Below are 26122 nucleotides of genomic sequence, written 5' to 3'. Positions count from 1 at the left end.
CAGAAAAATGCACTTCATGACGTTTTTTTGTCAGGAGACCAATAAAATAAGGCCTCTCAGCAAAAACCTGCCAAAGAACCAGACAACCTTATCCCCAGACCCAAACCCAAAATGGGGATAACATCCCGGAATCAATGTCCCAGCACCAAGAATCGCAACGATGATTCCGCCAGAAGCACACAAGAATCACATGCGGAACCGCGCGCTGCCCCGCCCAACCCCAGCGCACGACGCGGCCGCTCAGAAGACCAAAAGAAAATGACCCGGCAAACGCCGGGCCATATGGTCTCTTTTTGTTACAGGTCAGTTCTGCGCCAGAGGATGGGCCGTTCGGATCACCCGCTCACAATAGAGAGCCAGCTCCTTCCGCCCGGGAAAGGCATCCACCGGCACCGGCGGATGCCAGATCACCTCGACCCGGCCCTGACGCGGCACCGACAGCACCCGAAGAAGATGCGTCGCGAAATCCATATCGCCCCACCAGCCATAGAAACGCGGATCCTCGCCCGCAGGCGCATGCCAGACCACCGTCACCGGCTGGATTTGCAGCACGCGGTCCAGCCCATGGGTATAGAAGGCCTGGAACAAAGTCGATTTGAACGGCAGCACGGTCAGGCTGTCGGTCGAAGTGCCCTCGGGAAAGAACAGAAGCTGATGTCCGGCACGCAGACGGGTCTCGAAGACCTCTTGCTGACGTTTCGCCTCGGTCCCCTTGCGCGAGATAAAAACCGTGCCGGTGGCTTTCGCGAGCAGGCCGATGCCGGGCCAGGAGGAAACCTCGGCTTTCGAGACGAAATAGATGCTCTGCCCGGCATTCAGAGGAAAGATATCCAGCCAGCCAGCGTGATTGGCGACAACCGCGCCCTTATGGGACATAGGCGCGCCTTTGGTTGAGTAGCCGATCCCCATGATCCGCAGCGCGATACGGCAGACAAAGCGGGTGATCCGGGGCGTCACCGGGCGGTTCTGACCGCAAAGCGGCCATTCGATCAGGCGAATCAGCGAATGGACCATCAGGCCCAGCATAAGGAAGACGACCAGCACAGTTCCGCGCCCGACAATAAGCAGCCAGCCCACCGGCCCGATCCGGCGCGGTGGTGGCGGCACATCATCCGGCGAGAAAGCAGTATCGGAGGGTTCAGGCGGGCGGTCTGCGGTCTGGCTCAAGTCGTTCCCTGTTTGCGCGTATAGAAATCCCGATGGCGGGCCGACATCTTCCCGGTATCCATCAGAAGGCAAACATCGGTTGTATTGAAGGGGCGGTCAATAAAGGCGCCGTCGCCCACGAAACCGCCCAGCCGCAGATAGGCTTTGATCAGCGCCGGCATCTGCGCCATCGCCGAGGCGCGGTCGAGATCTTCATTCGCGATCAGATTCATGCCGGCGCGGCCGGGCTCCAACGCACGGACGCGCAGCTCGGGCGGTGCCAGATGGTGATGCCAGAGCCAGGACAGCGGCTTTGCCAAAGCGGCCACATCGGTTCCATGGAACGAGGCCGGGCCGAACATCACCTCGATGCCGCGCTCCAGCACATATTCCGCAAGGCCGTTCCACAGCAGGAACATCGCAGCCCCGCCGCGGTGGTCGGGATGAACACAGGTTCGGCCGAGCTCCAGCAGGCGCCGCCCCGTCGCGCGCAAAGGCGCCAGGTCATATTCATCTTCGGAATAGAAGCGCCCGCCCTCGGGCAACCGATCACAGGGCAAAAGCCGGTAGGCCCCGACCACATGATCGCCGGTCTCGGGCGGGATGCGTTTATCGATCAGCACGAGATGGTCGAAGATCGCGTCAAAGGCATCGGTCTCGATCCGGCGTTCATGATCGATCATGCCGCCGCTGGCGCCCAGCTCCTCGACAAAGACCAGGTATCGCAAACGCTGGGCTGCGAAAATATCGACCACTTCCGTCGCGAGGCGGAGCGTATAGTTGGGTTCTTCGGCAAGCATATCGTCAGGAGGCGACTTTTTATGAGGGACGTCTCTGGCGCTGGTGGCACCGGGTCTCCCCTGTGCCACACTGTTCCGGCTCTCTTCCTGACTTAATCATGTAACAGTCTTGTTGCAATCTAAAGCTCTGTGATCAGAGTTCTGCCATGGGGCGCAAATTTGGCGAAAATGACTGGTCTGACGCGATCCAGTCGCCACGGCGTGCGCTGCCCGTTGCGGTCACAATGCTGTTAATCCTTGATAATTCTGGAAAAACACTCCACGCTTTTCAGATACCGAATTCGGGACGCAGATCCACATATCTGCTGTCGATTACCTGCTTTCCCGCGTGTTCAAAGTTAACCGTTACCCGTCCTGCGATATTTGACTGCACCTGCCCCAGCCCCCAATCGGGACGCGACGGGCAGCTCACGAACATACCAGGTTCCAGGAGAGAATTCATTTAGCAATTTCCCGGGGTTATCAGATGCAAGACAAAACCGATCTCGCGGCGCTTATCGGATCACGGATCTGTCATGACCTTATCAGCCCAATCGGAGCGATCGGCAACGGGGTCGAGCTGATGATGATGGATCGCAGCGCCGCTTCGCCTGAACTGGCGCTGATTGCGGAAAGTGTCGAAAGCGCGAATGCCCGGATCCGGTTCTTCCGGGTGGCGTTCGGCCTCGCCGGCACCGATCAGCGCATTGCGCGCAGCGAAGTCACCGGCATCCTTTCGGCCATGTCGCGCGGCGGCCGGCTGAAACTGGACTGGTCCAGCGGCACCGATCTTGACCGGCGCGATGTCAAACTGGCCTTCCTGCTGCTGCAATGTCTGGAAAGCGCCCTGCCCTATGGCGGCACCATCCGCGCCGTCCAAAGCAGCGCCGCGCAGAAGGAGGGCGGTCACACCTCTGGCGGCTGGCAGATCATCGCGGAAGCCGCACGGATGCGGGCTGAGCCGCGTTTTTGGGATATGTTCAGCCCCGCCTTCGCCGGGCTGCCTTCCAGAGACTGCGAAGGCACACCGATTGCCGCCTCGCATGTGCAATTCGCACTCGCCTTTACAGAGATCCGGGAGCGCGGCCTGAGCCTTGCCTGCGACATCACCGAAGGCGCGATCCGGCTGGGCTGGTAGTCTTCCGGATCTCAACCCCGGCCATAGCCCGGCCGGCCCGGAGCGTGATCAGGCCGCGATAAAGCTGCGGACGAAATCACTCGCGGGCCGGGCGCGGATATCGGCAGGCTTGCCGATCTGTTCGATCCGCCCGCCGGTCTGCGAGCCGGACATCACCACCACCAGATCGGCCAGTTCCATCGCCTCTTCCTGGTCATGGGTTACAAAGACCGTGGTCAGCCCGGTCTCGTCATGGATGTCGCGCAGCCCCTGGCGCAATTCCTTGCGCACTTTCGCATCCAGCGCACCGAAGGGTTCGTCCAGCAAGAGCATCCTGGGCTCGATCGCCAGCGCCCGCGCAAGGGCCACACGCTGCCGCTGACCGCCGGAGAGCTGGCTCGGATAGCGGGCGCCGATCTCGGGAAGCTGGATCAGCTCCAGCAATTTCGTTACCCGCCGGGTGATTTCCGCCTTTGGCGGACGAACCGCACGTTTCCGCGCCCTGAGCCCGTAAGCAATGTTGTCGAACACCGTCATATGGCGAAACAGCGCATAAGACTGGAACACAAAGCCCGCACGGCGTTGCTGCACCGTCAATCCGGTCGCATCCTGGCCATCAAACAGCACCCGCCCCGAAGTCGGAAATTCCAGTCCGCCAAGGATCCGCAAAAGCGTGGTCTTGCCTGAACCCGACGGGCCCAGCAATGCCACCAGCGCGCCCGACGGGATCGAGAGAGAAACCGGCGTCAGCGCGGCGGTGGTGCCAAAGGCTTTCGAGATTTCGTCGATTTCGATTTTCAAGGGCGGCTCCTGTGGCTGCTGGCGGTGGGGCTCTGCCCCACACCCGGGAGTATTCAGATCAAGGGGAAATCAATGTCCGCGCCGGTTGGCGGAGAGCTCTCCGGCGTGGCGGTTTTCGAGCCAGGTCTTGAGGAGAAGTGTGAGCAGCGCGAGGAAGGCAAGCAGACCCGCCATCGCAAAAGCGGTGGCACCCTGGTACTCATTATAGAACATCTCGATCTTGAGCGGCATGGTCGTTGCAGATTCGCGCCGGCCTGAAACCACGGCTACAGCGCCGAACTCACCCATCGCGCGGGCATTGCTGAGCAGCACACCGTAAAGCAGCGCCCAGCGGATATTCGGCAAGGTGACGGTCAGAAAGGTCCGCCAGCCCGAAGCGCCCAGGGTCAGTGCCGCTTCTTCTTCGGCGCGGCCCTGTTCGATCATCACCGGAATCAACTCGCGGGCGACAAAGGGGAAAGTGACGAAAACCGTGGCCAGCACGATGCCCGGCAATGCAAAGACGATGGGGAAACCATGTGCCACCAGCCAGGCACCGATTGCGGTATTGGCCCCGAACAGCAGCACGATGCACAGACCCGCAACAACCGGCGAGACCGAGAAAGGCAGATCGATCAGCGTGATCAGGAAGGCTTTGCCGCGAAAGTCGAATTTGGTGATGAACCAGGCGGCGGCAATGCCGAAAGCCGCGTTCAAAGGCACCGCGATGGCGGCAACCGTCAGCGTCAGTTTGATCGCCGGCAGGGCCTCGCGGCTGAAAAGACTCTTCCAGGCCGCCTCCCAGCCTTTTGACAGTGCCTCAACAAAGATCGCGATCAGCGGTGCGAAGACCAGCACCGCCAGCGCCAGCGTCACGAAACCGATCAGCAGCCAGCGTGCCAGCGGGGCCTCTTCGGTCGGGGCGCGGAAACGGCGGGCGGGGGTTGCGTGGCTCAGGTCAGACATAGCCAATTCTCCGGCGGCTCCAGACCTGGATCAGGTTGATCACAAGGAGCATGGCGAAAGAGATCACCAGCATCGCAATGCCGATGGCAGCGGCACCATCATAGCTGAATTCCTCGAGCTGGATGACGATGAGGAGCGGCGCGATCTCGGTCACAAGCGGCTTGTTGCCCGCGATGAAGATGACCGAGCCATATTCGCCTACCGCCCGCGCCAGCGAGAGCGCGAAACCGGTCAGCGCCGCCGGCAAAAGCATCGGCCAGACCACATGACGCAAAGTATGCAGGCGCGAGGCACCCAGCGTTGCCGAAGCCTCTTCGACCTCGCGTTCGATTTCATGAATCACCGGCTGCACGGTGCGGGCCACGAAAGGCAGGCCCACGAAAACCAGCGCGATGAAGATCCCCATTGTCGAATAGGCAATGCGCGGTGGCACCTGCAGCGACCAGGGTTCAAACCCAAGGCCGGTCACCAGCAGATTCAGCGCGGCCTCGGGCCAGGCGAGCCCCGCATTCAGCACCGGCGCAATAGTATGGGTCCAGCTTGCGCCGAAAAACCCATTGGGCGCGTAAAGCGCGGTCAGCGCGATCCCGGCAACGGCGGTGGGAAGCGCGAAGGGCAGATCGACGGCCGCATCAAGGATCCGGTGGCCCGGAAAACGATAGCGCGCCAGCACCCAGGCGAGGATCACCCCGAAGATCAGGTTGAACACCGCCGCGTAGAAGGACAGGCGGAAGGAAAGATACAGCGCCTTCCAGACGCGCTCGCGGTTGACCGTGGCCCAGATCCCTTCGGCCCCATAGCTGACGCCCTGCAAAAGCAGGGCGCCGATGGGCAGGAGAACCACAATCGAGAGCATCGTGAAGGTGATCCCCATCGACAGGCCGAGGCCCGGCATCGGAGATCTGTGGACGACAGGCCTGCCCATCCCGGATCCTTACTTTGCGACGTAGATCTGGTCGAAGGTACCGCCATCCCCGAAATGCTCGGGTTGGGCTTTTTCCCAGCCGCCGAAATCGGCGATGGTCACCAGATCAAGCTTCGGGAAACGTGCCACATCTTCCGGATTGGCGGCCGATGTGTCCCAGGCCCGGTAAAAGTTCTTGAACGCAATCGCCTGGCCTTCGGGGCTGTAGAGATAGTTCAGATAGGCCTCGGCCAGTTTGCGCTGTTCGTCATTCTTGATATTGCCTTCGACCAGGGCGACCGGCGGTTCGGTCAGGATCGAGACGCTCGGCACGACGATGTCGAAACTGTCTTCGCCGATCTCCTGCAGCGCAAGATAGGCCTCGTTTTCCCAGGCGAGCAGCACATCGCCGATCTCACGCTGGACGAAGGTGGTGGTCGACCCGCGCGCCCCGGTATCGAGCACCGGCACATGTTCGAACAGAGCTTTCACGAAGTCCTTCGGATCCTTGCCGTTCTTTTCGGCCCAGGCCCAGGCGGCGAGGTAGTTCCAGCGCGCCCCGCCCGAGGTTTTCGGGTTCGGCGTGATCACCTCGACGCCGTCTTTCAGCAGATCGCCCCAGTCATTCAGCCCCTTGGGGTTCCCTTCGCGCACAAGGAACACGATGGTCGAAGTATAGGGCGAGGAGTTATGCGGCAGTTTGGTCTGCCAGTCTTTCGGAAGCTTGCCGGTCTCGGCCACGCGGTCGATATCGCCGCCAAGCGCAAGGGTCAGCACCTGGGCGTCAAGCCCCTCGACCACTGCGCGGGCCTGCGCGCCGGAGCCGCCATGCGAGACCTCGATCTCCGGCGCTTCATTGCCTTCAGCGACCCAGTATTTCGCGAAAGCCTCGTTGAACTCGCGGTAAAGCTCGCGGGTCGGGTCATATGAGACGTTCAGCAGCGATTCCGCCTGGACCGGCGCGGCGAGAGCGCCGGCCACGACCAGGGCAATCCCGGCCACGGCACCGCGGATCAGCCGCGAAACCGGCCAGCCCTCAAGACTGCGAAAGCCGGAGAGGATCGTCGAACGGGTCTCGCGCGGGGTGTCGATGCGGGGGGCCTGGATGGTCATATCTGTCTCCTGCAAGCTGGTTTTGTCGCCCTGTGCGTCCCGGCTGCGCGGCAGCTGCAGGAAGGGCACAAGGCCGAAAAGGGTCTGATGTGTCACGGGGCGTGCCCTCCTTACGGTTCGATCGGGTCGATGCGGGCTTCCCAGACCGACCGGTCGCGGCCGGAAAGCAGTTCAGCCACCGCCTCGGACGGGCGCCGGGTGAAGATCACCAGCGGCGTACCATTGACGCGATGCGTCATCCCGGTGCGGCGGTCGATCAGGCGAACGACACAGGTGCCGGACATGCCCTGACCCTGGGCCGGGCGGCCGATGGGGGTATAAGCGTTGCCCGTTGCGGGCGTTCCGAAAGCGAATGCTGCGGTCATCCTGCACTCTCCTGCACTTGTCCTGTCCGGCACCATGCCAGCCAATAAACATAATAACGACAGGATTACTCGTTATTTGCAAAGGAATGTTTCTGGTGAAATACCCCGCCCATAGAGAATAAAATTCTACGCCTCGCGCAAATCGCAGCCAGAAACCATCGTTCCTGCGGCGGGCTGGTCTCACAGAAGGATCAGGTCAGGGGGAATCGCGGGCCGCAGACCGGCCTTTTCTCCGGCCGGTGGCGATAACGGGCAAGGAGCAGGGCGCCGCAATCGGATGCGCTCTGTCGCTATAAGATGCAGTCCACTCGTTTGATACTGGCACTGTCGGAAACTGCAGTGACCAGCCTTTCGGCCGGCCAGGCCGCCGGGTCAGCCGCCCAGAACCTGTTCGGCCACCTTGTCCGAGCGCAGCATGTCGGCAAGCGTCAGTGATTCGATGATCACCAGATAGGACCAGAAGACCTCGGCAAAGATCTTGCGGATGCGGCAGCTCGCCTCATCGGTGCAATCCTCGCACCGCTGATAGGCACGGCGCGACAGGCAGGGCAGCGGCGCTATCGGCCCGTCGATCAGCCGCAACAGCTCTGAGATCGAGACCTCGACCGGTTTCTTGATCAGCGAATAGCCGCCCGAGCGCCCGCGCGTCGACGCAATCACCCCGGCATTCCTGACCTCAAGCAGAATATGTTCAAGGAATCGTTTCGGCGTGCCCGAGCGGCGCGCGATCTCTTCGATGGTCAGCGCCACGGGCTCAGCTTTGCCGGCTTCGTCACCAAGAACGAGAAGGGCCTTGAGGGCATATTTCATTTTCTGGGTGATCATACGGATAAGCCTATGGACACAGTCTGCGCGAATCAATCTGGCAAAGCGAGGTTTTCCCCGTTCGACGGGTTCATCTGGAATGATTGCCCGCGAAAAACAAGGGATTCCGGGCCAGTTTCCCTGGATAGCATTAAAGACGATTTAACCAGTAGACAAAATTGTATTTATGCGACCAGAATGAGAACGAACCCACTGCTGAATGCAGGAGCAACAGATGGACAATCTCGATCTGATCGACCGTAAGATCGTGGCCGAACTGATGCGCGACGCGACACTGCCCGTGGCGCAGATCGCGGACCGGGTCGGCCTGTCGCAGACGCCCTGCTGGAAACGTATCCAGAAACTCGAGGCCAATGGCGTCCTGACCGGACGGGTGGCGCTGGCAAACCCGGCGCGGCTGGGCTTTGGGCTGACGGTCTTCATCGGCATTGAGGCGCCCGATCATTCGGCGACCTGGCGTGATACGTTCTCGCGGGCTGTCGGGCAGTTCCCCGAGGTGATGGAAGTCTACCGCATGGCCGGAGAGATGGATTACCTGTTGCGGGTTTCGGTCGCGGACATGGAAAGCTTTGACCAGCTGTACAAACGGCTGACCGATGCTGTGCCGATCAAGAACCTGACCTCGCATTTCGCGATGGAGCGGATGAAGTTCACGACCGCCTATCCGGTGGACACCCGCAACCGCTGAGCACACGGGGGCAGACCCCCGCCATAAAGGGGCCAGGAGACAGAACGGGCTGACCTGGCCCCGCCCCTCCTGGCCCTTTGCTTTACTGTGCCAGTTTCATCGTGATCACCGGCCAGAGGGACAGAACCAGCAGCACCGCCATCGTCCAGTTGAAGATGCGCAGGCAGGAAGGATGTGAAAGCCAGCGCTGCAAGCCCTGCCCCGCTGCGGCCCAGGTCGATGTGGACGGGATCGAGACCAGCGCGAAGGCAATGGCGGCCAGGGCGAGCGATCCCGCATCGGGATGCGGGACATAGGCGGCAACCCCGCCCAGAGCCATCGCCCAGGCCTTTGGGTTCACCCATTGAAACGCCGCCGCCTGTATCAGCGTCATCGGTTTCGCACCGGTGCCGCGCTCTCCGGGCGCCGAAGACATGGCAATCTTCCAGGCGAGCCAGAGCATATAGGCGACCGACAGCCCTTTCAGCACGTTCAGTGCGGGCGGCCAGAGGCGGAACAGGCCCGCAACGCCCAGCCCGGTCAGGAGCACGAGGCTCACCACACCGAGGCAGATCCCCAGCATATGCGGGATGGTGCGGCGAAAGCCGAAATTCACCCCCGAGGCGATCAGCATCATATTATTCGGCCCCGGGGTGAAGGTCGTGGCCATGGCAAAGCCCAGAAGGGCGAGGAAAGCTTCATATGTCATGGCGCAAACATTGCCCGGATCCGCCGCAATCTGATTGCAAAGATGCGACCTGAATGGCAATATTTGCAACTTATGACGAATATTGACCAGATAGACGAAAAGATATTGCGCGCCCTGACGGCAGACGGGCGACTGACCAATCTGGCGCTGGCGGCAAAGATCGGGCTCTCGCCCTCAGCCACTTTGCGTCGGGTACAGGATCTGGAGCGAATCGGCGTCATCCGGGGCTATCGGGCGGTGCTGGACCCGGAAAAGCTTGGGATCGGGTTCATCGCCTATATCACCGTCGGGCTGAACACCCATACCAAGGCCTCGCAGGAGGCGTTTGAGCGCGCGGTGATCCTCGCGCCGCAGGTGCGGGAATGCCATAATGTCACCGGCGCGGTGGAATATCTGCTGCGGGTCGAGACGCGGGATCTTGCCAGTTACAAGCACTGGCATACCGAGATCCTTGGCACATTGCCCCAGGTGCGTTCGGTCACCTCTTATGTCGTGATGGGCAGCCCGAAGGATGACCGCGCCTGAGGGCGGGCCCTGTGACACGGGTGCAAAGCCACTCTCCCGACCGGGCAGCAGGTCATATTTGCACGATCCTTATGAAAACTGCGGAGATCCTGACCGCAACCAGACATTGCCGTGCCCGCTGGCTTTGCCTAACCTCGCGCCGGACCGGAGCATGGGAGGACCATATGACCGAAAATACCGAGCCGAAGCCGCATGGCTTCGACACACTGGCAGTTCATGCCGGTGCAACCCCGGACCCTGTGACGGGCGCCATCAACCCACCGATCTATCAGACCACGGCCTATCAGTTCAAAGATGCGGACCATGCGGCGCGGCTCTTTGGCCTGGAAGAGATCGGCTATATCTATTCGCGCCTGACCAATCCGACCGTCTCGGCACTGGTCGCCCGGGTCGCGGCGCTGGAAGGCGCTGTGGGTGGGATCGCCTGCTCTTCAGGCCATGCGGCGCAGATCATGGCTCTGTTCCCGCTCATGGGGCCAGGAAAAAATATCGTCGCCTCGACAAGGCTTTACGGCGGCACCATCACCCAGTTCAGCCAGACCATCAAACGCTTTGGCTGGTCGGCCAAATTCGTAGACACCGATGATCTGGGCGCGGTGGCGAAGGCCGTCGACAAGAACACCCGCGCGATCTTTGCCGAAACGATTGCCAATCCCGGCGGCTATATCACCGACGTCCCTGCACTGGCGAAGATCGCCGACCGCAAAGGGATCCCGCTGATTATCGACAACACCACCGCGACGCCTTACCTGTGCAACCCGATTGCGCTTGGCGCCACTCTGGTCGTGCATTCGGCGACGAAATACCTCACCGGCAATGGAACCGTCACCGGCGGTATCGTCCTCGATTCGGGCAAGTTCAACTGGTCTGCAAGCGACAAGTTTCCCTCGCTCTCGCAGCCCGAGCCCGCCTATCATGGCCTCGTCTTCCACCCGACTTTGGGCGGCATGGCCTATACGTTCCACTCCATTGCGGTCGGGCTCAGGGATCTGGGCATGACGATGAACCCGCAGGGCGCGCATTACACACTGATGGGGATCGAGACGCTGGGTCTGCGGATGGAGCGTCACGTCGCCAATGCGAAGAAAGTCGCGGAATGGCTTGAGGCTGACCCCCGCGTCGAATTCGTCACCTGGGCCGGGCTGAAATCTTCGCCCTCGTATAAGAAGGTGAAGAAGATCACGCCGAAAGGCGCCGGGGCGCTGTTCACCTTCGCGCTGAAGGATGGCTATGACGCCTGTGTCAGCCTGATCAACAACCTGAAGCTGTTCCGCCATGTGGCGAATCTCGGTGATACGCGGTCGCTGATCATCCATTCGGCCTCGACCACGCATCGCCAGCTGACCGAAGAACAGCAGGTCAAGGCGGGCGCTGCCCCGAATGTGGTGCGGGTCTCGATCGGGATCGAAGATGCCGATGACATCATCGCCGATCTCGATCAGGCGATCACCGCGGCCACCGGCAAAAGCCGCTGAGGTAAAGCCCTGCGGCGGGTTATCCCCGCCGCAGGATATTCGACAGGATCAGCCGCCGATTTCCCAGGTGATGGTGACGGTCGCCTGATAGCTGACATCACCCTTTTGCACCGGGACCGAAGCGGCGTCCGCCTTGAACATCGGCGCCGGGCCACCGCTATAGCCGCCGCCATCGGTCAGCGAGACCAGATCGCCCAGCTTGACCCCGGCCGCTTCTGCCAGGAGCTCGGCCCGTGCGCGCGCATCGGCCACGGCCAGCTTGCGCGCCTCATCCAGCGCCGGGCGCGGGTCGACCAGCGCGAAGGTGACGCCGTTAAGGGTATTCGCCCCATCGGTCACAACCTGATCAAGGGTCGCGCCCAGCTTATCCAGGTCGCGGATCCCCACCGTCAGGTAGTTCATCGCGGTAAAGCCATCGATCTTCTGTGTGCCCGAAGACGAATAGGAATTCGACCAGTTCGGATTGACCGAAAGGCCCGAGGTCTGCATGTCACCCTCGGCCACGCCCAGCTCTTTCAGGCGCGCAATCACCTTCTCCATCTCGGCAGAGTTCAGCTTCAGCGCCGAACCCGCATTCTCCCCGACCGAGGTGACCCCGACCGAAATCGTCGCCATATCAGGCGCCTTTGACACCGAGGCCTCACCATTGACGGTGATGATCGCCTTGCCGTCGGCCAGCACCGGCGAAGCCGCGATCAGCGCCGCGCCAAAGGCCGCGGCCGAAAGGGAGGTTTTGAACAAAGACCGCATACGCATGGAAAACTCCTTATCACTGCGACTGCTTACAGAACATTAACGCATGTCGAAGACCATTCCCTGGTCTGCTCACGGGTCTTTTTCTTTTATTCGGCGAAAAGCTGCTATAGGTAGGAGTGATCCCGTCCGGGCGCGTTTCCGCGCCCAGTTGTCCTGTGCTAGGCCTGTGGAATGAAACCAGATTTTGCCCTCAATTTCACCGATACCAGCATCGCGCTTCTGCACCGGACGGCGAAGGGCTGGCTGAAGATTGGTGAAACACCCTTCGACGCATCCGATCTTGAGGATGCGCTTGATTACATGCGCAAGACCGCTCTTGGCCTCTCGCCGGGCGGCTTCACGACCAAGCTGGTGATTCCCGCCTCGCAGATTCTTTATACCGAGGTGGATATCTCTGGCGGCGATGACGCCCGTACCGCGCAGGAAATCACCAATGCGCTTGTGTCGCGGACGCCGTACCGCCCGGATGAAATCGTCTGGGACTGGCTGCGGGGCGAAGGTCGCACCGCCCGGGTTGCCGCCGTGGCGCGCGAAACCCTGGCCGAGGCGGAAGCCTTTGCAACCACTCATAAATTCAGCCCTGTCGCCTTCGTTGCCATCCCAGACGAGAGCGAATTCGACGGCGAACCCTGGTTTGGCGAGGCGGCAGATGCCCGCAATTTCCTCGCGGATGGCGAGGAGATCGAGCGCGACAGTGCCGCCATTTTGCTGATCGACGAGGCCCGCGCCGCCCGCCGCCGCGCGAAAGCAGCACGCCAGGCCGAGATCGAAGCCGCAAGCCAGAGCGAATCGCATCCCGAAGCCGAAGCGGAAAGCAATGATGCCGCCGCCGCTGCACAGGACTGGCCTGCGACCGGCGCGACCGCGACCGCCGAAGCAGAGCAGCAGCCCGCGGCGCAACCGGCAGCAGAATCACCCCCGGATGAGACCAGGGCCTCCCCATCTGTGGAAGAGGCACCGGAAGTCGCCCCTGGCGGAACTCTGGCTGCTGCGACTGTTCCGACTTCTGCGGCTGTTCCGACGGCCGCGCGTGAGGCGCAGCCTGAATTGCCGCTGCATGCTGACAATGGCTTCGATGAACCAGCCCCCTTTGTCCGAACGGCCGCGCCGGCACCTGCCGCCGCCCCCGTGGCCCAGGCGCCAGGCCCGCGCGTCACGATCACAGAAATCACGCCGCTTGGCAGCGTAGCGGCCCCCGCCGCCGAGCCTTCGGTCGCCCCGCCCGCCCCCGTTGCCGCTTCGCCGCGGGTAAACCTGACTGCCGGAGTGGTCCAGGCCCCCGTTTCGCCAGCCGTTTCCGCAACAGTCCCGGCCCCGACTGCGGTCCCGGCCGCACCTGCAGCCTCTCCTGTCGAGGCGGACCCGGATGAGGCGCCCTTCGCACATGTGCCGGATAACACGACCTTCCCCGAGGCCGACGAGGCCCCGGATCTGCCCCCGCTGCCGCATCTGGCGCGCCGCATGGCCGGGCTTACGCCGGCGGCTGGACAACCAGCCGCGCCCGGGCCTCTTGCGCGGGCCTCGGCTCTGAACCAGGCTTCTGGCCCGGCCTCCGCCCCACGCGTGCAACCGGCGGTTCAGACCGCTGCGGCCGGCAAGACCGCGGATCTGATCGGGGAGCCCGACGACGACCTGCCGCCCGCGCCTTCGGCTGCAACGCTTGCCGCCTATAGCCGTTCAGGCAGGGGTGCCCAGATCACAGCGCCGCATTCCGCCAGGGCTTCCGCTCCGCAGGCAACGGCCGGTGATGACGCGCGGGCTGCTCCGGCGCCGACGGCAACATCGACTGCGGCACCGGGCGCGCCAGCCGGGTTTGCGGCGCCAGCCCGCAACGCAGGCGCTGCGGCCAGGACCGCACGTGGTGCTGGCGGCCTTGCCGGCCTCATCACCGCGCCGTCCATCCCCGGCACCCGCAAGACCCGCGCGCAATCTGTCGCCGCAGGCCAGATGCCGGCCGGCGCCAGGCCCCGCGCGGCCGATGGCACCGATGACGCCGCCCGCAGCCTCAGCCAGTCGCCCTTTGCAACCCGGAATACCAGGGGCAAGCCGCGCTTCCTGGGTCTGATCCTGACCGCGATCCTGTTGCTTTGCCTCGCACTTGTTGCGGCCTGGTCCTCCTTCTACCTCTCTTCCAATCGCACCTCCGGCGAGGAAGAGACCCAGTTTGCCGCCACCACCGCAGACGAGGGCTCAACGGTCAGCGTGGATGACGAGATGCTGGCTGACGGGCTTGACCCCGAGGAAGAAGGCGAGACGACGCAACAGGTTGCGGCCAATTCCGATGCGGCAGACATGCCTGATGCCGCGACGGACCCGGCACCCGAAACCGCTTTGGAGAGCGAAAGCCCCGCAGCGGTTGCCTTGCTTGATGCCGAGGATGAGATCTTCCTCTCCAGCTCGGATGCGCCGCCGCCCGCCTTTGATGCGCTGTCCCTGCCCGGACCTGACACCTCGGCTGAAGCGCCACCGGGGGCGCCGATGCCGCCGCCGCCTTTTGGCACTGTCTATCGGTATGACGAAAACCAGATGCTGATGCCAACCGCTGCGGGGCTGCCAACCCCCGGCGGTTATATGCTTTTCGAGGGTAAGCCGCCGCGCGTGCCACCGCCGCGCAGTGCCGCAGCCACCGAAGCCGCCCTTGCCGCCACTGCAGCAGCCTCTGCCCATGCGGCTCCCCCTGCACCGGCGGCTGCACCGGAAGCCTCCTCCGAAACCGCGCCGGGCCCAGCCGCCACGACGCCTGCGGGCGAGACCGCTGCCGCCCCGACCGGAGCGGCGGGCAATCCGTCTCTGGCCGGAGGGGCTGTCGGCACCGCCCCGGCAACCGTCACCGCCGCCACGACGGAACCCGTAGCCCAGCCCGATCCCGAACTTGCCGACCGGCGCCCCCGCGCCCGTCCTGACCGGCCCGCGACCGATGATGACGCGGCCCTGCAACCTGCAACTGCTCCGGTTGATTTCGCCGGTCTGCGCCCCCGGCAGCGCCCCGCCATTGTCGAAGCTGCAAGTGCAAAGGCCCGTGCCGATACGGCTGCCGCTTCGCTTGCCAATGAAGAAGAAGTCCAGCTTGCCTCGGCCACTGTCCCTGCGACAGCCGGGCTCAGCGCGGCTGAGTTGGCCAATCCGTCGCTGATGACAATCTCGCGGCGCCCGGCTGCGCGCCCGCAGGATTTCAGCCGGGCCATCGAGGCGGCTGTTGCCGCAGCCGTTCGTTCCCCGGAGCCCGCGCCCGCACCGGTCGAGATCGCCTCTGCCCCTGCGCCCCAGCCGGCGCCGAAGGGCAAGGCCGCCGCGAAACCCGAGGAGCATGATGAGATTGACGAGCCGGAAGTCGCATCCGGCCCGGCGCCGAATATCCCGACCAAGGCCAGCGTCGCGAAACAGGCAACCTATGCCAAGGCGATCAATCTGTCGAAAATCAATCTGATCGGCGTCTATGGCCAGCCCTCCAAACGCTACGCCCTGGTGCGGACCGCGAATGGCAAATATCACAAGGTCTCGGTCGGCGACCGGATCGATGGCGGTCAGGTCAGGGCGATCACCCAGAATGAGGTGCGCTATCAGAAAGGTGGCCGGCTGGTCGCGCTGGAAATGCCCAAAGGCTGAGAGCGCCAGACTGTTTAAGAACTGAAAAAGGGGCCGGATCATCCGGCCCCCTTTTCATGTCAGATGTTCGAAAAGGGCAAGCTCAGGCACCGCTGACTCCGGCCTCGGCGAAGGTCGCCATGTCGGAGTGGCAGGCCAGCGCCGCCCGCACCAGGCCAAGCGCGACCCCTGCGCCCGAACCTTCGCCGAGCCGCAGGCCCAGGGACAACAGCGGCTCTTTGCCAATCGCCTGCAAAAGCCTGCCATGGGCCCCCTCCGCACTTTGATGGGCGGCCATACAGTGATCGAGCGCGCCGGGCTGCGCGCGCTCCAGCACCGCCGCCGCCGCACAGGCGATAAACCCGTCAAGCAGCACCGGCACCCGCAGCACCCGGGCATGCAGCACGGCACCGGTCATCGCCGCGACCTCCCGCCCGCCAAGCCGGCGCAGCGCTTCGAAAGGGTCTGCCAGATGCCCGTCATGCAGAGCAAGCGCCAGTGCAACCGCCGTCTCTTTGCGCCGCAACCCGGCATCATCCAGCCCGGTGCCGCGACCGCACCAGCCCGCAGTCCCGCCATCATGTCCGAAAAGCGCCGCTGACAGCGCCGCCGCCGATGTCGTATTGCCGATCCCCATCTCGCCCGCGATATAAAGATCGGTACCGGGGCGCACCGATTGCCAGCCAGCCCGCAGCGCCGCGACAAGCTCCGCCTCCTCCATCGCAGGGGCTGCGCAAAAATCCCGGGTCGGGCGGTCCAGATCCAGTGCGATCACCTCAAGCTCTGCGCCGAAGGTCCGGGCGAGCTGGTTGATCGCCGCCCCGCCCTGACGGAAATTCTCGACCATCTGCACCGTCACCTCGGCCGGAAAGGCCGAAATGCCGCGCGCCGTCACACCGTGATTGCCGGCAAAAACCGTGATTTGCACCCGCCCGGCCTCGGGCACTGCCCGGCCCTGCCATGCCGCAAGCCAACGGGTGATCTCTTCCAGCCGGCCAAGCGCGCCGGGGGGTTTTGTCAGAACGGCATCACGCGCCCTGGCCGCCGCGACGGCGCCCGCATCCGGGGCCGGCAATGCGGCACAAAGGGCACGAAACTCAGCGAGGGTGACCGGATCCGGGCTTTGCATGGAGTTCTCCGGGAAAGCGGCGCCATTACAAGACGCCGGAAAAGGCGCAGGACAGGGGCGGGAGTTGATCCCGCCGCGCCCAGCGGTTACCCCATGACGATGCTCCGTTCCAGCCGGAAAGCCCAGATGACCCAAAACAGCCCGCAACCCGCGCGCTTCCCCGCCGGGCGCATCCTTCAGGATCTTCCTTCTGCCTTTGCGCTGCTGACCCGGCTGCCGGTTCCGGCGCATCGCCACAGCGGCGCGTCAAGCGCCTGGGCCTGGCCGCTGGTCGGCCTCATATGCGGGGCGATCGGCGTGGCAGTGATCTGGCTTGGAGAGGCGGCAAGGCTCTCGCCCGGTGTGATCGCCGCGATGGCGATGGGCGTGATGGCGATGGTCACCGGCGGGCTGCATGAAGACGGGCTCGCCGATACCGCCGACGGGCTTTTCGGAGGCCGCACGCGGGAACGCCGGCTCGAGATCATGAAGGACAGCCATATCGGCAGCTTTGGAACCCTCGCGCTGCTGCTGGTAACGCTGGCCGCCTGGTCGGCGCTCACCGCACTGATCCGCACCGGGCAGGCCGTGCCGGCGCTGCTGGTGGCCGCCGCATTGTCGCGCGCGCCGATGGCGGCGATCATGGCGGCGCTGCCGTCGGCACGCCAGACCGGACTTTCGGCAGCGAGCGGCCGTCCTGGGCTTGCCACGGCGCTGATGGCGGTGGTGATCGGGTGCGGGCTCGCGCTGGCGATTGGCGGGCGTCAGGCCCTCCCCGCGCTGCCGGCGGTGCTGGTCATCTGCGGGCTGCTGGCCGCCTCGGCGGCACGACGCATTGGCGGTCAGACCGGCGATATCCTTGGCGCAAGTCAGCAGCTGGCCTTTGCCGCCAGCCTTGCGGTCTTCGCCTGACGCCACGAGAACAACCGCGCTGGCTCTTGCGTCTGCGCCCACATTGGCGCAAATGACCCGCCTGTGTTAAGAAGCCAAATGAACAGCGGAACGGCCCCATGACCTCGCGCGAAGAAAAACGCCAGATGAAATCGGCCGCGAGGCTCTACGCGGTTCAGGCCCTCTACCAGATGGAGATCTCTGGCCAGACGGTCAAAGCCGTCAGCCGCGAGTTCGAAGCCCATCGCTTCGGCGCCAGCTATGAAGAGGGCGATTTCGCCGAAGGCGATACCGATCTGTTCCGCAGCCTCGTCGAACATGCGGTCAACTGGCAGGCGCTGGTCGATCAGATGACCGACCGCGCGCTGGTGGCAAAATGGCCGATTGACCGGATTGATCCGGTGATCCGGGCGCTGTTCCGCGCCGCCGGGGCCGAACTGACCCAGATGGACACGCCGCCGAAAGTGGTGATCAACGAATTCGTCGACATCGCCCGCGCTTTCTTCCCCGAAGGCCGCGAGCCGGCTTTCGTCAATGCGGTCCTTGACCATATGGCGCGTGAGGCAAAGCCCGCGTCCTTCTGATCGCGCGCCCGGGCTTTCAGGAACGGGCACTTCATGCAAGGCTGGCTCCTGTCACAAGACCGGGAATCACCCGGAAGGAGATCAGATGCGCCGCTCCACTGCCTTGTCCCTAGCCCTGGCCACCACCCTTGCTTGCGCCGCAGGCGCTGCCAGATCCGCCGAAACCATTTCCGGCGGCGAATGGCTTGTGATCGCCCAGGACGGTGTGCGCGTCAGCTATGAGGCCAGCTTTGCGATTGATGCCGACGGCCAGATCTCCGGCAAGGCGCCCTGCAACCGCTATTTCGGGCCGAACCAGGCCGAGCTGCCAGCGCTCGCGCTGACCGCGATTGCCTCGACACGGATGGCCTGCGACCGCATGGCAGATGAACATGCCTATCTGACCGCCCTTGGCGCGATGACTGGCGCCGAAATCCGGGGTGAGACGCTGGTCCTGACCGGGCCGGATGACAGCAGCCTGGAATTTGCCCGTGATCCGGGGTCGAAATCACTGGTCTGCGATACCTGCGGCGGCTGATCTTACCACCCTGACCTCAGCCGAGCGCGGCTGAAAACAGGTCATGCGCGCTGTCATAGAACCGCGCGCGATGCTCCGGCGTCTCCATCGGAACCTCGTGACGGGCGCCCGGATACAAATCCAGCCGCCCGCCCTGCCAGGCCCGCATCCGCCGCAGGATCGGGCCGGGCAAGACGATATGTTCACGGCTGCCAAGCGCCACCAGCGAGGGCAAAGCCGGCGCAGGGATCCGCGTCATCCGGTCGCATTCCCGCAACGCATCGCGCAACCAGCCCAGCGATGGCCCCCCAAGCCGCAGCCCCGGCTCGGTTTCCAGCTGCCGGCGCAGCCAGGACCAGGTCGGCGCGTCGCCGGTCAGGTGATTTTTCTCGAAACTGGTGCGCAGGATATAGCTTTGCGCCGAGGTGCTGGGCGCATAGCCGCGATCCTGCGGCAAAGCGAGCGGCAGGCGTTGCATCAGCCCGGCCAGCGGCTTGCCCCAGACCGGGATGCGAATCCCCCACATCGGCGCCGAAAAGGCAGTGGCCCGGAACGGCAGCCCACGCGTGAGCGCCCGGAGCCCGATCAGCCCGCCCATCGAATGCGACATCTGCATCAGGGGGCCGCTCACACCCAGCTCTGCACCCTCTGCGGCAATCCAGCTCAGCACAGCATCCAGATCACGCTGATAATCGGTAAAATGCTCGACATGGCCCAGCATGGGATCGGGCAGTGCGCGCGGCGACAGGCCCTGGCCGCGCCAGTCCAGCGTGACCATCGACCAGCCACGCCGGTGCATCTCGCGCGCGGCGGGCCCGTATTTCTCGACATATTCGGTGCGCCCGGGCAGCAGGACCACGGTGCCCAGCGTCCCCCCCGGCCAATAGCCAAGCCTTATCCGCACCCCGTCCGATGTCCGGAGCCAGACCGCGCGCCCGCCTTCGGGCCCATCGGCAAGACTGTCGAACAGCGGCGCGGCTTCGGTCATGACAGGGCGGATCCGAGCTTCATCGCCACGCCCATCGCCCCGTCAACCGAAAGCTTGCCGGTCATGAAGGCCATGGTCGGGTTCATGTCGCCTTCGAGGATCGCCCGGAAGGTCTCGGCACTGGCGGTCAGCGTGACATCCGCCTCTTCATCGCCCGCGCGCACACCCTGGCCGTCCAGCATGATCGTCCCCTCGCCCGTAATGACGAATTTCGCCACGCCATCGAACCCGCCCGACAGTTTCGCTGCCAGCTTTTCGACAGCCTTGTCGATGAGGTCGCTCATGTCACGTCTCCCTTTCGTTACCCGGAGACCGCTGGCATTTCGCCACCGATCGGTTACGATCCCCTATATGAAAGCGCAGTTCCGGTTTCACAATCATATCGTTGCGGCAATATTTCCGCTGGTCCTGTCGCTTTTCGCGGCCCAAAGCGGTTTTGCCCAGGACGCAGGCAAGCTCGACGACCTCTATAACCGGCTGAAGGACGCCGATGAGGGCGCCGCCCTCAGGATCGAAGGTGAGATCTTCACCGAATCGGGCAAATCGGGATCGGCAACCATCGACATCCTGATGCGTCGCGGCTCGCAAGCGCTGGAGTCCGGCAACAGCTCCGCCGCAATCGAACACCTGACGGCGGCTGTCGATCACGCACCCGATTTCGTCGAGGCCCGCGCCACCCGCGCGATGGCCTATTATTCCGATGGCGAGATCGGACCGGCCATTGCAGATCTCGGCTGGGTGTTGGAACATGAGCCACGCCATTTCGTGGCCTGGTCCATCCTTGGCACCATCCTTGAGGAATCGAATATGCCGGAACGCGCCCTTGCCGCCTATCGGTCGGCTGCGGCCATTCACCCGCATATCCCCGAGGTGAAAAGCGCCATCGACCGGCTGGAAAAACAACTCGAGGGCCAGGCCCTCTGACTGCGGGAAACCAGATCTGATGGATGCCCGTAGCAAAGACGAGCGTGGCCGCGTGACGGCGCTGCTCGGCCCGACCAATACCGGCAAGACCCACCACGCGATCGAGCGGATGCTGACACACCGGACCGGTGTGATCGGCCTGCCGCTGCGACTGCTGGCACGCGAGGTCTATGAACGCGTCGTCGCCAAGGCCGGCGTCAGCCGGGTCGCGCTGGTCACCGGTGAAGAACGGATCATCCCGGATCGCACCCAGTATTGGGTCGCCACGACCGAGGCGATGCCGCTGGAGATCGGCGCCGATTTCGTCTGTATCGATGAGATCCAGCTGGCCTCCGACCCCGAGCGCGGCCATGTCTTCACCAACCGCCTGCTCCATGCGCGCGGTCTGCATGAGACGCTGTTTTTGGGATCGGACACCATGCGCGGCGCGATTGCCGGGCTGGTGCAGAACCACTCTTACGTCAAACGCGACCGTTTCTCGACTTTGACCTGGTCTGGTTCGAAAAAGATAAGCCGGATGCCGGAAAGATCGGCAATCGTCGGCTTTTCTGTTGAAAATGTATATGCGATTGCCGAGCTGATCCGCCGCCAGAAGGGCGGCTGCGCGGTGGTGATGGGGGCGCTTTCCCCCCGCACCCGAAATGCCCAGGTCGAACTTTATCAAAATGGCGATGTCGATTACCTGGTTGCGACCGATGCCATCGGCATGGGGCTTAATCTCGACATCAGACATGTGGCATTTGCATCGACCTCGAAATTCGACGGGCGGCGGATGCGGGCGCTCCTGCCGCAGGAGATCGCCCAGATCGCAGGCCGCGCCGGGCGCCATACCGAGAACGGCACTTTCGGCGTCACCGGCGAGGCGCGGCCGTTCTCCTCAGAACTGATCGACCAGATCGAGGCGCATAAGTTTGCACCGGTCAAGAAGCTGATGTGGCGCAATGCCGATCTCGATTTCGGATCCGCCAGCCATCTGATCCGCTCGCTGGAACAGCCGACCTTCAACGACTGGCTGAGCCGCGCGCGCGATGCAGATGATGTTGTGGCGCTGAAGGCGCTCTCCGCCATGCCAGAGGTCGCCGACAAGCTGACCAATCCGAAACGCGTGATGCTTCTCTGGGATGTCTGCCGCATCCCCGATTTCCGCAATATTTCGGAAACCGATCACCACACGCTGCTGGCGCGGATATTCGACTTCCTTGTCGGGCGCGGCATCGGCGGCGGGCGCATCCCGTCGGACTGGCTGGCGAAAGCCGTGGCCCGGATCGACAAGACCGATGGCGATATCGACCAGATTTCGCGCCGCCTGGCACATATCCGCACCTGGACCTACGTTGCGCAGCGCAAAAACTGGGTGGATGACGAATCCCATTGGCGGGGCGAGACCCGCGCGGTAGAAGACCGCCTGTCAGATGCGCTGCACCAGCGGCTGACGCAACGATTTGTCGACCGGCGGACAAGCGTATTGCTTCGCCGGTTGAAGCAGAAGGAGGACCTCGTGGCAGAGGTGAATGACAAAGGCGAAGTGACCATCGAGGGCCAGTTCACCGGCAAGCTCGAAGGGTTCCGCTTCCAGCAGGACGCAAGCGCATCGGCAGATGAGGGCAAAACCCTCCGTCAGGCCGCAATCCAGGCGCTGAGGCCTGAATTCAGCCTGCGCGCGGACCGCTTCTACAACGCGCCCGATACCGAGATGGATTTCACCGAACAGGGTGGCCTGATGTGGGGCAGCTCGGCGGTGGGAAAGCTCGTCAAGGGCGCCGATCCGCTGAAGCCCTCTGTCGAGGCTTTCGTCGATGAGGAAGCCGGCGATGACGTGATCGAAAAGGTCCGCCGCCGGTTGCAGCATTTCATCGACCGCAAAGTGGCCGCGCTTTACGAGCCGCTGCTGGCGCTTGGCCGTGACGAGACGCTGACCGGGCTGGCGCGGGGCTTTGCCTTCCGCCTGACCGAGGCGCTTGGCGTCATCCCGCGCGAGCAGGTCGCAACCGAGGTCAAGGAACTTGACCAGGAAGCCCGTGGTGCATTGCGCAAGCACGGCATCCGGTTCGGCCAGTATACGATCTTCCAGCAGGCTTTGCTGAAACCGGCGCCGACCCGGCTGCGGCTGGTGCTGTGGTCCTTGTGGAACGGTCTCTCGGAATTCCCCGAAAGCCCGCCCCCGGGCCTCGTGACCATTCCGAACATCGCCGAAGTGCCGAAAGAGCATTATGCGCTTTCGGGCTACCGCCCGGCGGGAACCCGCGCCATCCGCATCGACATGCTGGAACGCCTCGCCGATATCCTGCGCCAGAAAGACAGCCGTGCAGGTTTTGAAGCGGTGCCGGACATGCTCTCGATCACCGGCATGACGCTGGAGCAGTTTTCGGATCTGATGGGCGGCCTGGGCTATAAGGCCGAAAAGGGCGAGCGCCCGCGGGTAAAGGCGGCAACGCCTGCTGTGGCGCCGGAAGCCGAGGTGGCCGCCGCGCTGGAGGCCGCGATTGCCTCCGGCCAGCCGATCCCGGAAGAGGTCTCGCTGCTGGCGCCCGCGCCTGAGCCGGAACCTGCCCCCGAGGCGGAAGCCGGGGCAGAAGGTGAGGCATCGGCCGAAGCCGCGGCCCTCGAGATGGAGGTCTTCTACACCTTCACCTGGGCCCCGAAGCCGCGCTTCCAGCGCCCTGAACGTGGTGCGCCGCGCGGGGACCGCCCGCAAGGGGATCGTCCGCAGGGCGAACGCCGCGACCGCCCCCAGGGTGAACGTCGGGACCGCCCCCAGGGTGAGCGCCGTGACGGTGAGAAATCCGGTGAGCGTGGCCCCCGTAAGGAGTTCGGCAATCGTGAAGGCGGCCGTGACAACACTCGTGGCGGCAAGCCCGATGGCAAGCATGGTGGCAAGCACGGCAAACCGGCGCAACGTCACGAAGGCGCCAAATCCTTCGAGGCCCGCCCGCCCCGCAAAGACAAGCCGATCGACCCCGACAACCCCTTCGCCGCGCTGCTGGCATTGAAGGGCAAGGTCTGAGCCTTGGCAAAAACCGGCGGCGGCAGATCGGGTGCCGGCAAAGCGAAAGAAGGCCGGGGCGGAAACGCTCCGGCTTCGACCGTTCCGGCCTCCGGGATCGGAGCGGGAAGCGAGCCGAAGCTGCGGCTCGACAAATGGCTCTGGCAGGCCCGATTCTTCAAAACCAGGACCCTGGCAGCGCTGGTGGTTGAAGAAGGCCATATAAGGGTGAACGGAACCCCGGTCTCGCGCCCGTCGCGCGAGGTCGGGCCCGGGGATGTACTGACTTTCCCTCAGGGAAGAAATATCCGCCTGATCCGTGTATTGGGAACGGGTGTTCGCCGCGGACCGGCCTCAGAGGCACAGGCGCTCTTTCTTGATCTCGATGCCCCTGTCGTGACACCTCAACGCCTTGAATGATCCGGCCCACTGGCTTAACTGACGCCTCAGAGAGTGTTCCGGAACCGTCCCATGACCTATGTCGTCACCGACAATTGCATCGCCTGCAAATTTACCGATTGCGTCGAAGTCTGCCCGGTGGACTGTTTCTACGAGGGCGTGAACACTCTGGTCATCCATCCGGATGAATGTATCGATTGCGGCGTTTGCGAACCGGAATGCCCGGCAGATGCGATCCGCCCCGATACGGAACCGGATATGGAGGAATGGGTTGCCTTCAACCGCAAATATGCCGAAATCTGGCCGGTGATCACCGAGAAGCGCGATCCGTTGCCCGGCTATGCCGAGCGCGATGGCGAGGCCGGCAAGCTGGAGAAATACTTCGATCCGGCACCGGGCGAAGGCAGCTGAGAGGCCGGGTTAACCCGCGCCTCATCCCACAGCCTCACATCATATCCCAATAGCGTGAAATTCGGGTAAGTCCTGCCCTTCTCGCGACATGTGGCACAGGCGTGACCGCTCAGGACGGTTGGAATCGTGGTGATTCTGTGTTATGGTTTTTTCATAAACCAGCATGGATGCCTGATTCTGCCTCAGGACTGCTCGCCTGAGACAGCTATTCTTGTGACAATAGTGCCCTTCACCACAGGCCCCCGACACCGGGCGCTGCCTGGGAAGGGTCTTGTTCGTCCCTATGAACGGCTGTGCGCGCGGAAAACCTGTATCTGACCGAGGAAGTGTCTGAATGACCAAGTCGAAGAAGCCTGATTTCCGCCCCAACGAGTTCGTTGTCTACCCTGCTCATGGTGTTGGCAAGATCATCTCTATCGAAGAGCAGGAGATTGCCGGTTTCAAACTGGAACTCTTCGTCATCACCTTTGAAAAGGACAAGATGACCCTGCGGGTTCCGACCAATAAGGCGACCGATGTGGGGATGCGCGCCCTCTCGGCCCCTGATGTGGTGACCAGGGCACTGGAGACGCTGAAGGGCAAGGCCCGGGTGAAGCGCGCCATGTGGTCGCGCCGCGCGCAGGAATATGAACAAAAGATCAACTCGGGCGATCTGATGGCGATTGCCGAAGTGGTGCGCGATCTGCACCGCACCGATGATCAGCGCGAGCAAAGCTATTCCGAGCGTCAGCTCTATGAAGCCGCGCTGGAGCGTCTGACCCGCGAAGTCGCCGCCGTTTCGGGCGTTGACGAGGCCGGCGCGCAGAAGAAGGTCGAAGAAGTCCTGGTGTCGCGCGCGGCCTGACCTCTCGGACTGAGATCACGCAGACATGCAAAACGGCGGCCTCATGCGGGGCCGCCGTTTTCAATCGCACGGTCCAATCCCGCGGGCGCCGAAATCTGTACAGATTTCGGGCCGGTTTCTGGAAAGAAACCGGGGGCCTGGCGGAAAGCTATCCACCCTGCCCCGTTTCAGCGCCACTCTGCCAGCCGGGCAACATAGCGCGCCATCGTATCGACCTCGAGATTGACCAGATCGCCCTCGGCCAGCTGGCCCCAGGTCGTGACCTTGCGCGTATGGGGGATGAAATTGACCCCGAAATCGCGCCCCTCGACTTCGTTCACAGTCAGCGACGTGCCGTTCAGCGCAACCGAACCCTTTTGCGCGATGAACTTCGCCAGCACTTCCGGCGCGCGGAAGGTCACCCGCAGGCTGTCGCCTTCCGGGGTCATCCGCACAACCTCGGCCACGCCGTCGACATGGCCCGAGACGATATGCCCGCCAAGCTCATCGCCCACTTTCAGCGCCCGTTCCAGGTTGAGCCGTTTTCCCAGATGCCAGCCGGAGAGATTGGTCTTCGACACCGACTCGGCACTGATTTCGACATCGAACCAGTTGCGCGGTTCTGTTCCCTTTTCGATCACCGTCAGGCAGACGCCCTCGCAGGCGATTGATGCGCCAAGGTCGATTCCCGCAGCCGGATAGGCGGTCGCGATTCTCGCACGCAGATCACCGCGTTGCTCCAGCTCGATAATCTCGCCAATATCGGTCACGATTCCGGTGAACATCGCCATCCCTCTTTGCCG

27 protein-coding genes and 1 pseudogene are annotated in these 26122 nt (G+C 63.4%); 13 read left to right on the top strand and 15 right to left on the bottom strand.

Annotated elements, in window-relative coordinates:
- Positions 1-303: 303 nt before the first annotated feature.
- From olsA to M3484_RS23825, 3 genes are all read right to left on the bottom strand, one after another.
- On the bottom strand, positions 304-1167 hold the full coding sequence (gene olsA / locus M3484_RS18620) for a lyso-ornithine lipid O-acyltransferase (protein ID WP_249498707.1): 864 nt from the start codon (positions 1165-1167) through the stop codon (positions 304-306).
- Positions 1164-1946, bottom strand: coding sequence for an L-ornithine N(alpha)-acyltransferase (gene olsB / locus M3484_RS18615; RefSeq protein WP_092895845.1), 783 nt, complete (start codon positions 1944-1946; stop codon positions 1164-1166). Before olsB ends, olsA begins: the two co-directional genes overlap by 4 nt.
- Positions 1947-2214: 268 nt before the next feature.
- Positions 2215-2364, bottom strand: a complete 150-nt coding sequence (locus M3484_RS23825; RefSeq protein WP_233092827.1) for a DUF3553 domain-containing protein — start codon at positions 2362-2364, stop codon at positions 2215-2217.
- 48 nt (positions 2365-2412) lie between these two features.
- Here M3484_RS23825 and M3484_RS18610 point away from each other — a divergent pair, with 48 nt between their 5' ends.
- Positions 2413-3063 (top strand): histidine phosphotransferase family protein, encoded by a 651-nt coding sequence (locus M3484_RS18610; RefSeq protein WP_249498706.1) that lies wholly within the window; start codon positions 2413-2415, stop codon positions 3061-3063.
- A gap of 57 nt (positions 3064-3120) precedes the next feature.
- Here the strand turns inward: M3484_RS18610 and M3484_RS18605 are convergent.
- From M3484_RS18605 to M3484_RS18580, 6 genes and pseudogenes are all read right to left on the bottom strand, one after another.
- Positions 3121-3843 (bottom strand): annotated as a pseudogene (locus tag M3484_RS18605) (sulfate/molybdate ABC transporter ATP-binding protein); the annotation flags it as partial.
- 69 nt (positions 3844-3912) lie between these two features.
- A complete protein-coding gene (cysW, locus tag M3484_RS18600; RefSeq protein ID WP_502942483.1) occupies positions 3913-4794 on the bottom strand; it encodes a sulfate ABC transporter permease subunit CysW in 882 nt (293 codons plus the stop codon).
- Positions 4781-5683 carry an ABC transporter permease gene (locus M3484_RS18595; protein ID WP_502942482.1) on the bottom strand — a complete coding sequence of 301 codons (903 nt, stop codon included), beginning with the start codon at positions 5681-5683 and terminating at the stop codon, positions 4781-4783. The genes cysW and M3484_RS18595 overlap by 14 nt, the downstream gene beginning before the upstream one ends.
- A 39-nt stretch (positions 5684-5722) precedes the next feature.
- Positions 5723-6901 (bottom strand): sulfate ABC transporter substrate-binding protein, encoded by a 1179-nt coding sequence (locus M3484_RS18590; protein WP_249498705.1) that lies wholly within the window; start codon positions 6899-6901, stop codon positions 5723-5725.
- A gap of 14 nt (positions 6902-6915) precedes the next feature.
- A complete protein-coding gene (locus M3484_RS18585; RefSeq protein WP_092895833.1) occupies positions 6916-7170 on the bottom strand; it encodes a hypothetical protein in 255 nt (84 codons plus the stop codon).
- 372 nt (positions 7171-7542) lie between these two features.
- Positions 7543-7995: an RrF2 family transcriptional regulator gene (locus M3484_RS18580; protein ID WP_092895832.1), complete on the bottom strand. Its 453-nt coding sequence runs from the start codon at positions 7993-7995 to the stop codon at positions 7543-7545.
- Between the two features lie 214 nt (positions 7996-8209).
- On the opposite strand from M3484_RS18580, the gene M3484_RS18575 reads away from it, so the two are divergent.
- The gene (locus tag M3484_RS18575) at positions 8210-8683 is read left to right on the top strand and encodes an Lrp/AsnC family transcriptional regulator (RefSeq protein WP_092895830.1); all 474 of its coding nucleotides are present in this window, start codon (positions 8210-8212) and stop codon (positions 8681-8683) included.
- Positions 8684-8765: 82 nt separating this feature from the next.
- Here the strand turns inward: M3484_RS18575 and M3484_RS18570 are convergent, their stop codons facing one another.
- Entirely contained in the window at positions 8766-9371 is a 606-nt protein-coding gene (locus M3484_RS18570; protein WP_249498704.1) for a LysE family translocator, read from the bottom strand.
- Positions 9372-9443: 72 nt separating this feature from the next.
- Between M3484_RS18570 and M3484_RS18565 the strand changes: the two genes are divergently transcribed.
- Both M3484_RS18565 and M3484_RS18560 read left to right on the top strand, forming a co-directional pair.
- The gene (locus tag M3484_RS18565; RefSeq protein ID WP_249498703.1) at positions 9444-9896 is read left to right on the top strand and encodes an Lrp/AsnC family transcriptional regulator; all 453 of its coding nucleotides are present in this window, start codon (positions 9444-9446) and stop codon (positions 9894-9896) included.
- Positions 9897-10060: 164 nt separating this feature from the next.
- Positions 10061-11371, top strand: a complete 1311-nt coding sequence (locus M3484_RS18560; RefSeq protein ID WP_249498702.1) for an O-acetylhomoserine aminocarboxypropyltransferase/cysteine synthase family protein — start codon at positions 10061-10063, stop codon at positions 11369-11371.
- A gap of 48 nt (positions 11372-11419) precedes the next feature.
- Here the strand turns inward: M3484_RS18560 and M3484_RS18555 are convergent, their stop codons facing one another.
- The gene (locus tag M3484_RS18555) at positions 11420-12127 is read right to left on the bottom strand and encodes an SIMPL domain-containing protein (RefSeq protein ID WP_249498701.1); all 708 of its coding nucleotides are present in this window, start codon (positions 12125-12127) and stop codon (positions 11420-11422) included.
- Positions 12128-12298: 171 nt separating this feature from the next.
- On the opposite strand from M3484_RS18555, the gene M3484_RS18550 reads away from it, so the two are divergent.
- On the top strand, positions 12299-15733 hold the full coding sequence (locus M3484_RS18550) for a hypothetical protein (RefSeq protein WP_249498700.1): 3435 nt from the start codon (positions 12299-12301) through the stop codon (positions 15731-15733).
- Between the two features lie 82 nt (positions 15734-15815).
- Here M3484_RS18550 and cobT read toward each other — a convergent pair whose 3' ends face one another.
- On the bottom strand, positions 15816-16841 hold the full coding sequence (gene cobT, locus M3484_RS18545; protein WP_249498699.1) for a nicotinate-nucleotide--dimethylbenzimidazole phosphoribosyltransferase: 1026 nt from the start codon (positions 16839-16841) through the stop codon (positions 15816-15818).
- A 126-nt stretch (positions 16842-16967) separates the two neighbouring features.
- On the opposite strand from cobT, the gene cobS reads away from it, so the two are divergent.
- The 3 genes from cobS (at position 16968) to M3484_RS18530 (ending at position 18812) form a co-directional block, all read left to right on the top strand.
- On the top strand, positions 16968-17732 hold the full coding sequence (cobS, locus tag M3484_RS18540) for an adenosylcobinamide-GDP ribazoletransferase (protein WP_249498698.1): 765 nt from the start codon (positions 16968-16970) through the stop codon (positions 17730-17732).
- A gap of 98 nt (positions 17733-17830) precedes the next feature.
- On the top strand, positions 17831-18295 hold the full coding sequence (gene nusB, locus M3484_RS18535) for a transcription antitermination factor NusB (RefSeq protein WP_092895816.1): 465 nt from the start codon (positions 17831-17833) through the stop codon (positions 18293-18295).
- 85 nt (positions 18296-18380) lie between these two features.
- Complete coding sequence (locus M3484_RS18530; protein WP_249498697.1) at positions 18381-18812, top strand: META domain-containing protein; 432 nt, start codon at positions 18381-18383, stop codon at positions 18810-18812.
- A gap of 16 nt (positions 18813-18828) precedes the next feature.
- Here the strand turns inward: M3484_RS18530 and M3484_RS18525 are convergent, their stop codons facing one another.
- Positions 18829-19779: an alpha/beta fold hydrolase gene (locus M3484_RS18525; RefSeq protein ID WP_249498696.1), complete on the bottom strand. Its 951-nt coding sequence runs from the start codon at positions 19777-19779 to the stop codon at positions 18829-18831.
- Complete coding sequence (locus M3484_RS18520; RefSeq protein WP_092895810.1) at positions 19776-20063, bottom strand: SCP2 sterol-binding domain-containing protein; 288 nt, start codon at positions 20061-20063, stop codon at positions 19776-19778. The genes M3484_RS18525 and M3484_RS18520 overlap by 4 nt, the downstream gene beginning before the upstream one ends.
- On the opposite strand from M3484_RS18520, the gene M3484_RS18515 reads away from it, so the two are divergent.
- From M3484_RS18515 to M3484_RS18495, 5 genes are all read left to right on the top strand, one after another.
- Positions 20062-20703, top strand: a complete 642-nt coding sequence (locus M3484_RS18515; protein ID WP_249498695.1) for a tetratricopeptide repeat protein — start codon at positions 20062-20064, stop codon at positions 20701-20703. The two genes, M3484_RS18520 and M3484_RS18515, sit on opposite strands and share 2 nt — an antisense overlap.
- A 19-nt stretch (positions 20704-20722) precedes the next feature.
- Positions 20723-23707, top strand: a complete 2985-nt coding sequence (locus M3484_RS18510) for a helicase-related protein (RefSeq protein ID WP_249498694.1) — start codon at positions 20723-20725, stop codon at positions 23705-23707.
- Between the two features lie 3 nt (positions 23708-23710).
- Positions 23711-24106, top strand: coding sequence for an RNA-binding S4 domain-containing protein (locus M3484_RS18505; protein ID WP_249498693.1), 396 nt, complete (start codon positions 23711-23713; stop codon positions 24104-24106).
- A 51-nt stretch (positions 24107-24157) separates the two neighbouring features.
- Positions 24158-24496: a ferredoxin FdxA gene (fdxA, locus tag M3484_RS18500; RefSeq protein ID WP_092895806.1), complete on the top strand. Its 339-nt coding sequence runs from the start codon at positions 24158-24160 to the stop codon at positions 24494-24496.
- 334 nt (positions 24497-24830) lie between these two features.
- Positions 24831-25340, top strand: coding sequence for a CarD family transcriptional regulator (locus M3484_RS18495; RefSeq protein ID WP_092895804.1), 510 nt, complete (start codon positions 24831-24833; stop codon positions 25338-25340).
- A gap of 167 nt (positions 25341-25507) precedes the next feature.
- Here M3484_RS18495 and M3484_RS18490 read toward each other — a convergent pair whose 3' ends face one another.
- Positions 25508-26104, bottom strand: a complete 597-nt coding sequence (locus tag M3484_RS18490) for a riboflavin synthase (protein ID WP_092901326.1) — start codon at positions 26102-26104, stop codon at positions 25508-25510.
- Positions 26105-26122 lie beyond the last annotated feature (18 nt).

This window comes from Pseudomonas sp. GX19020, from assembly GCF_023371075.1.
In the GTDB taxonomy this organism is placed as follows: Bacteria; Pseudomonadota; Alphaproteobacteria; order Rhodobacterales; family Rhodobacteraceae; genus Pseudogemmobacter.
Note: the sequence above shows the minus strand (reverse complement) of the source record. Positions and strands in the feature narration are given on the sequence as shown.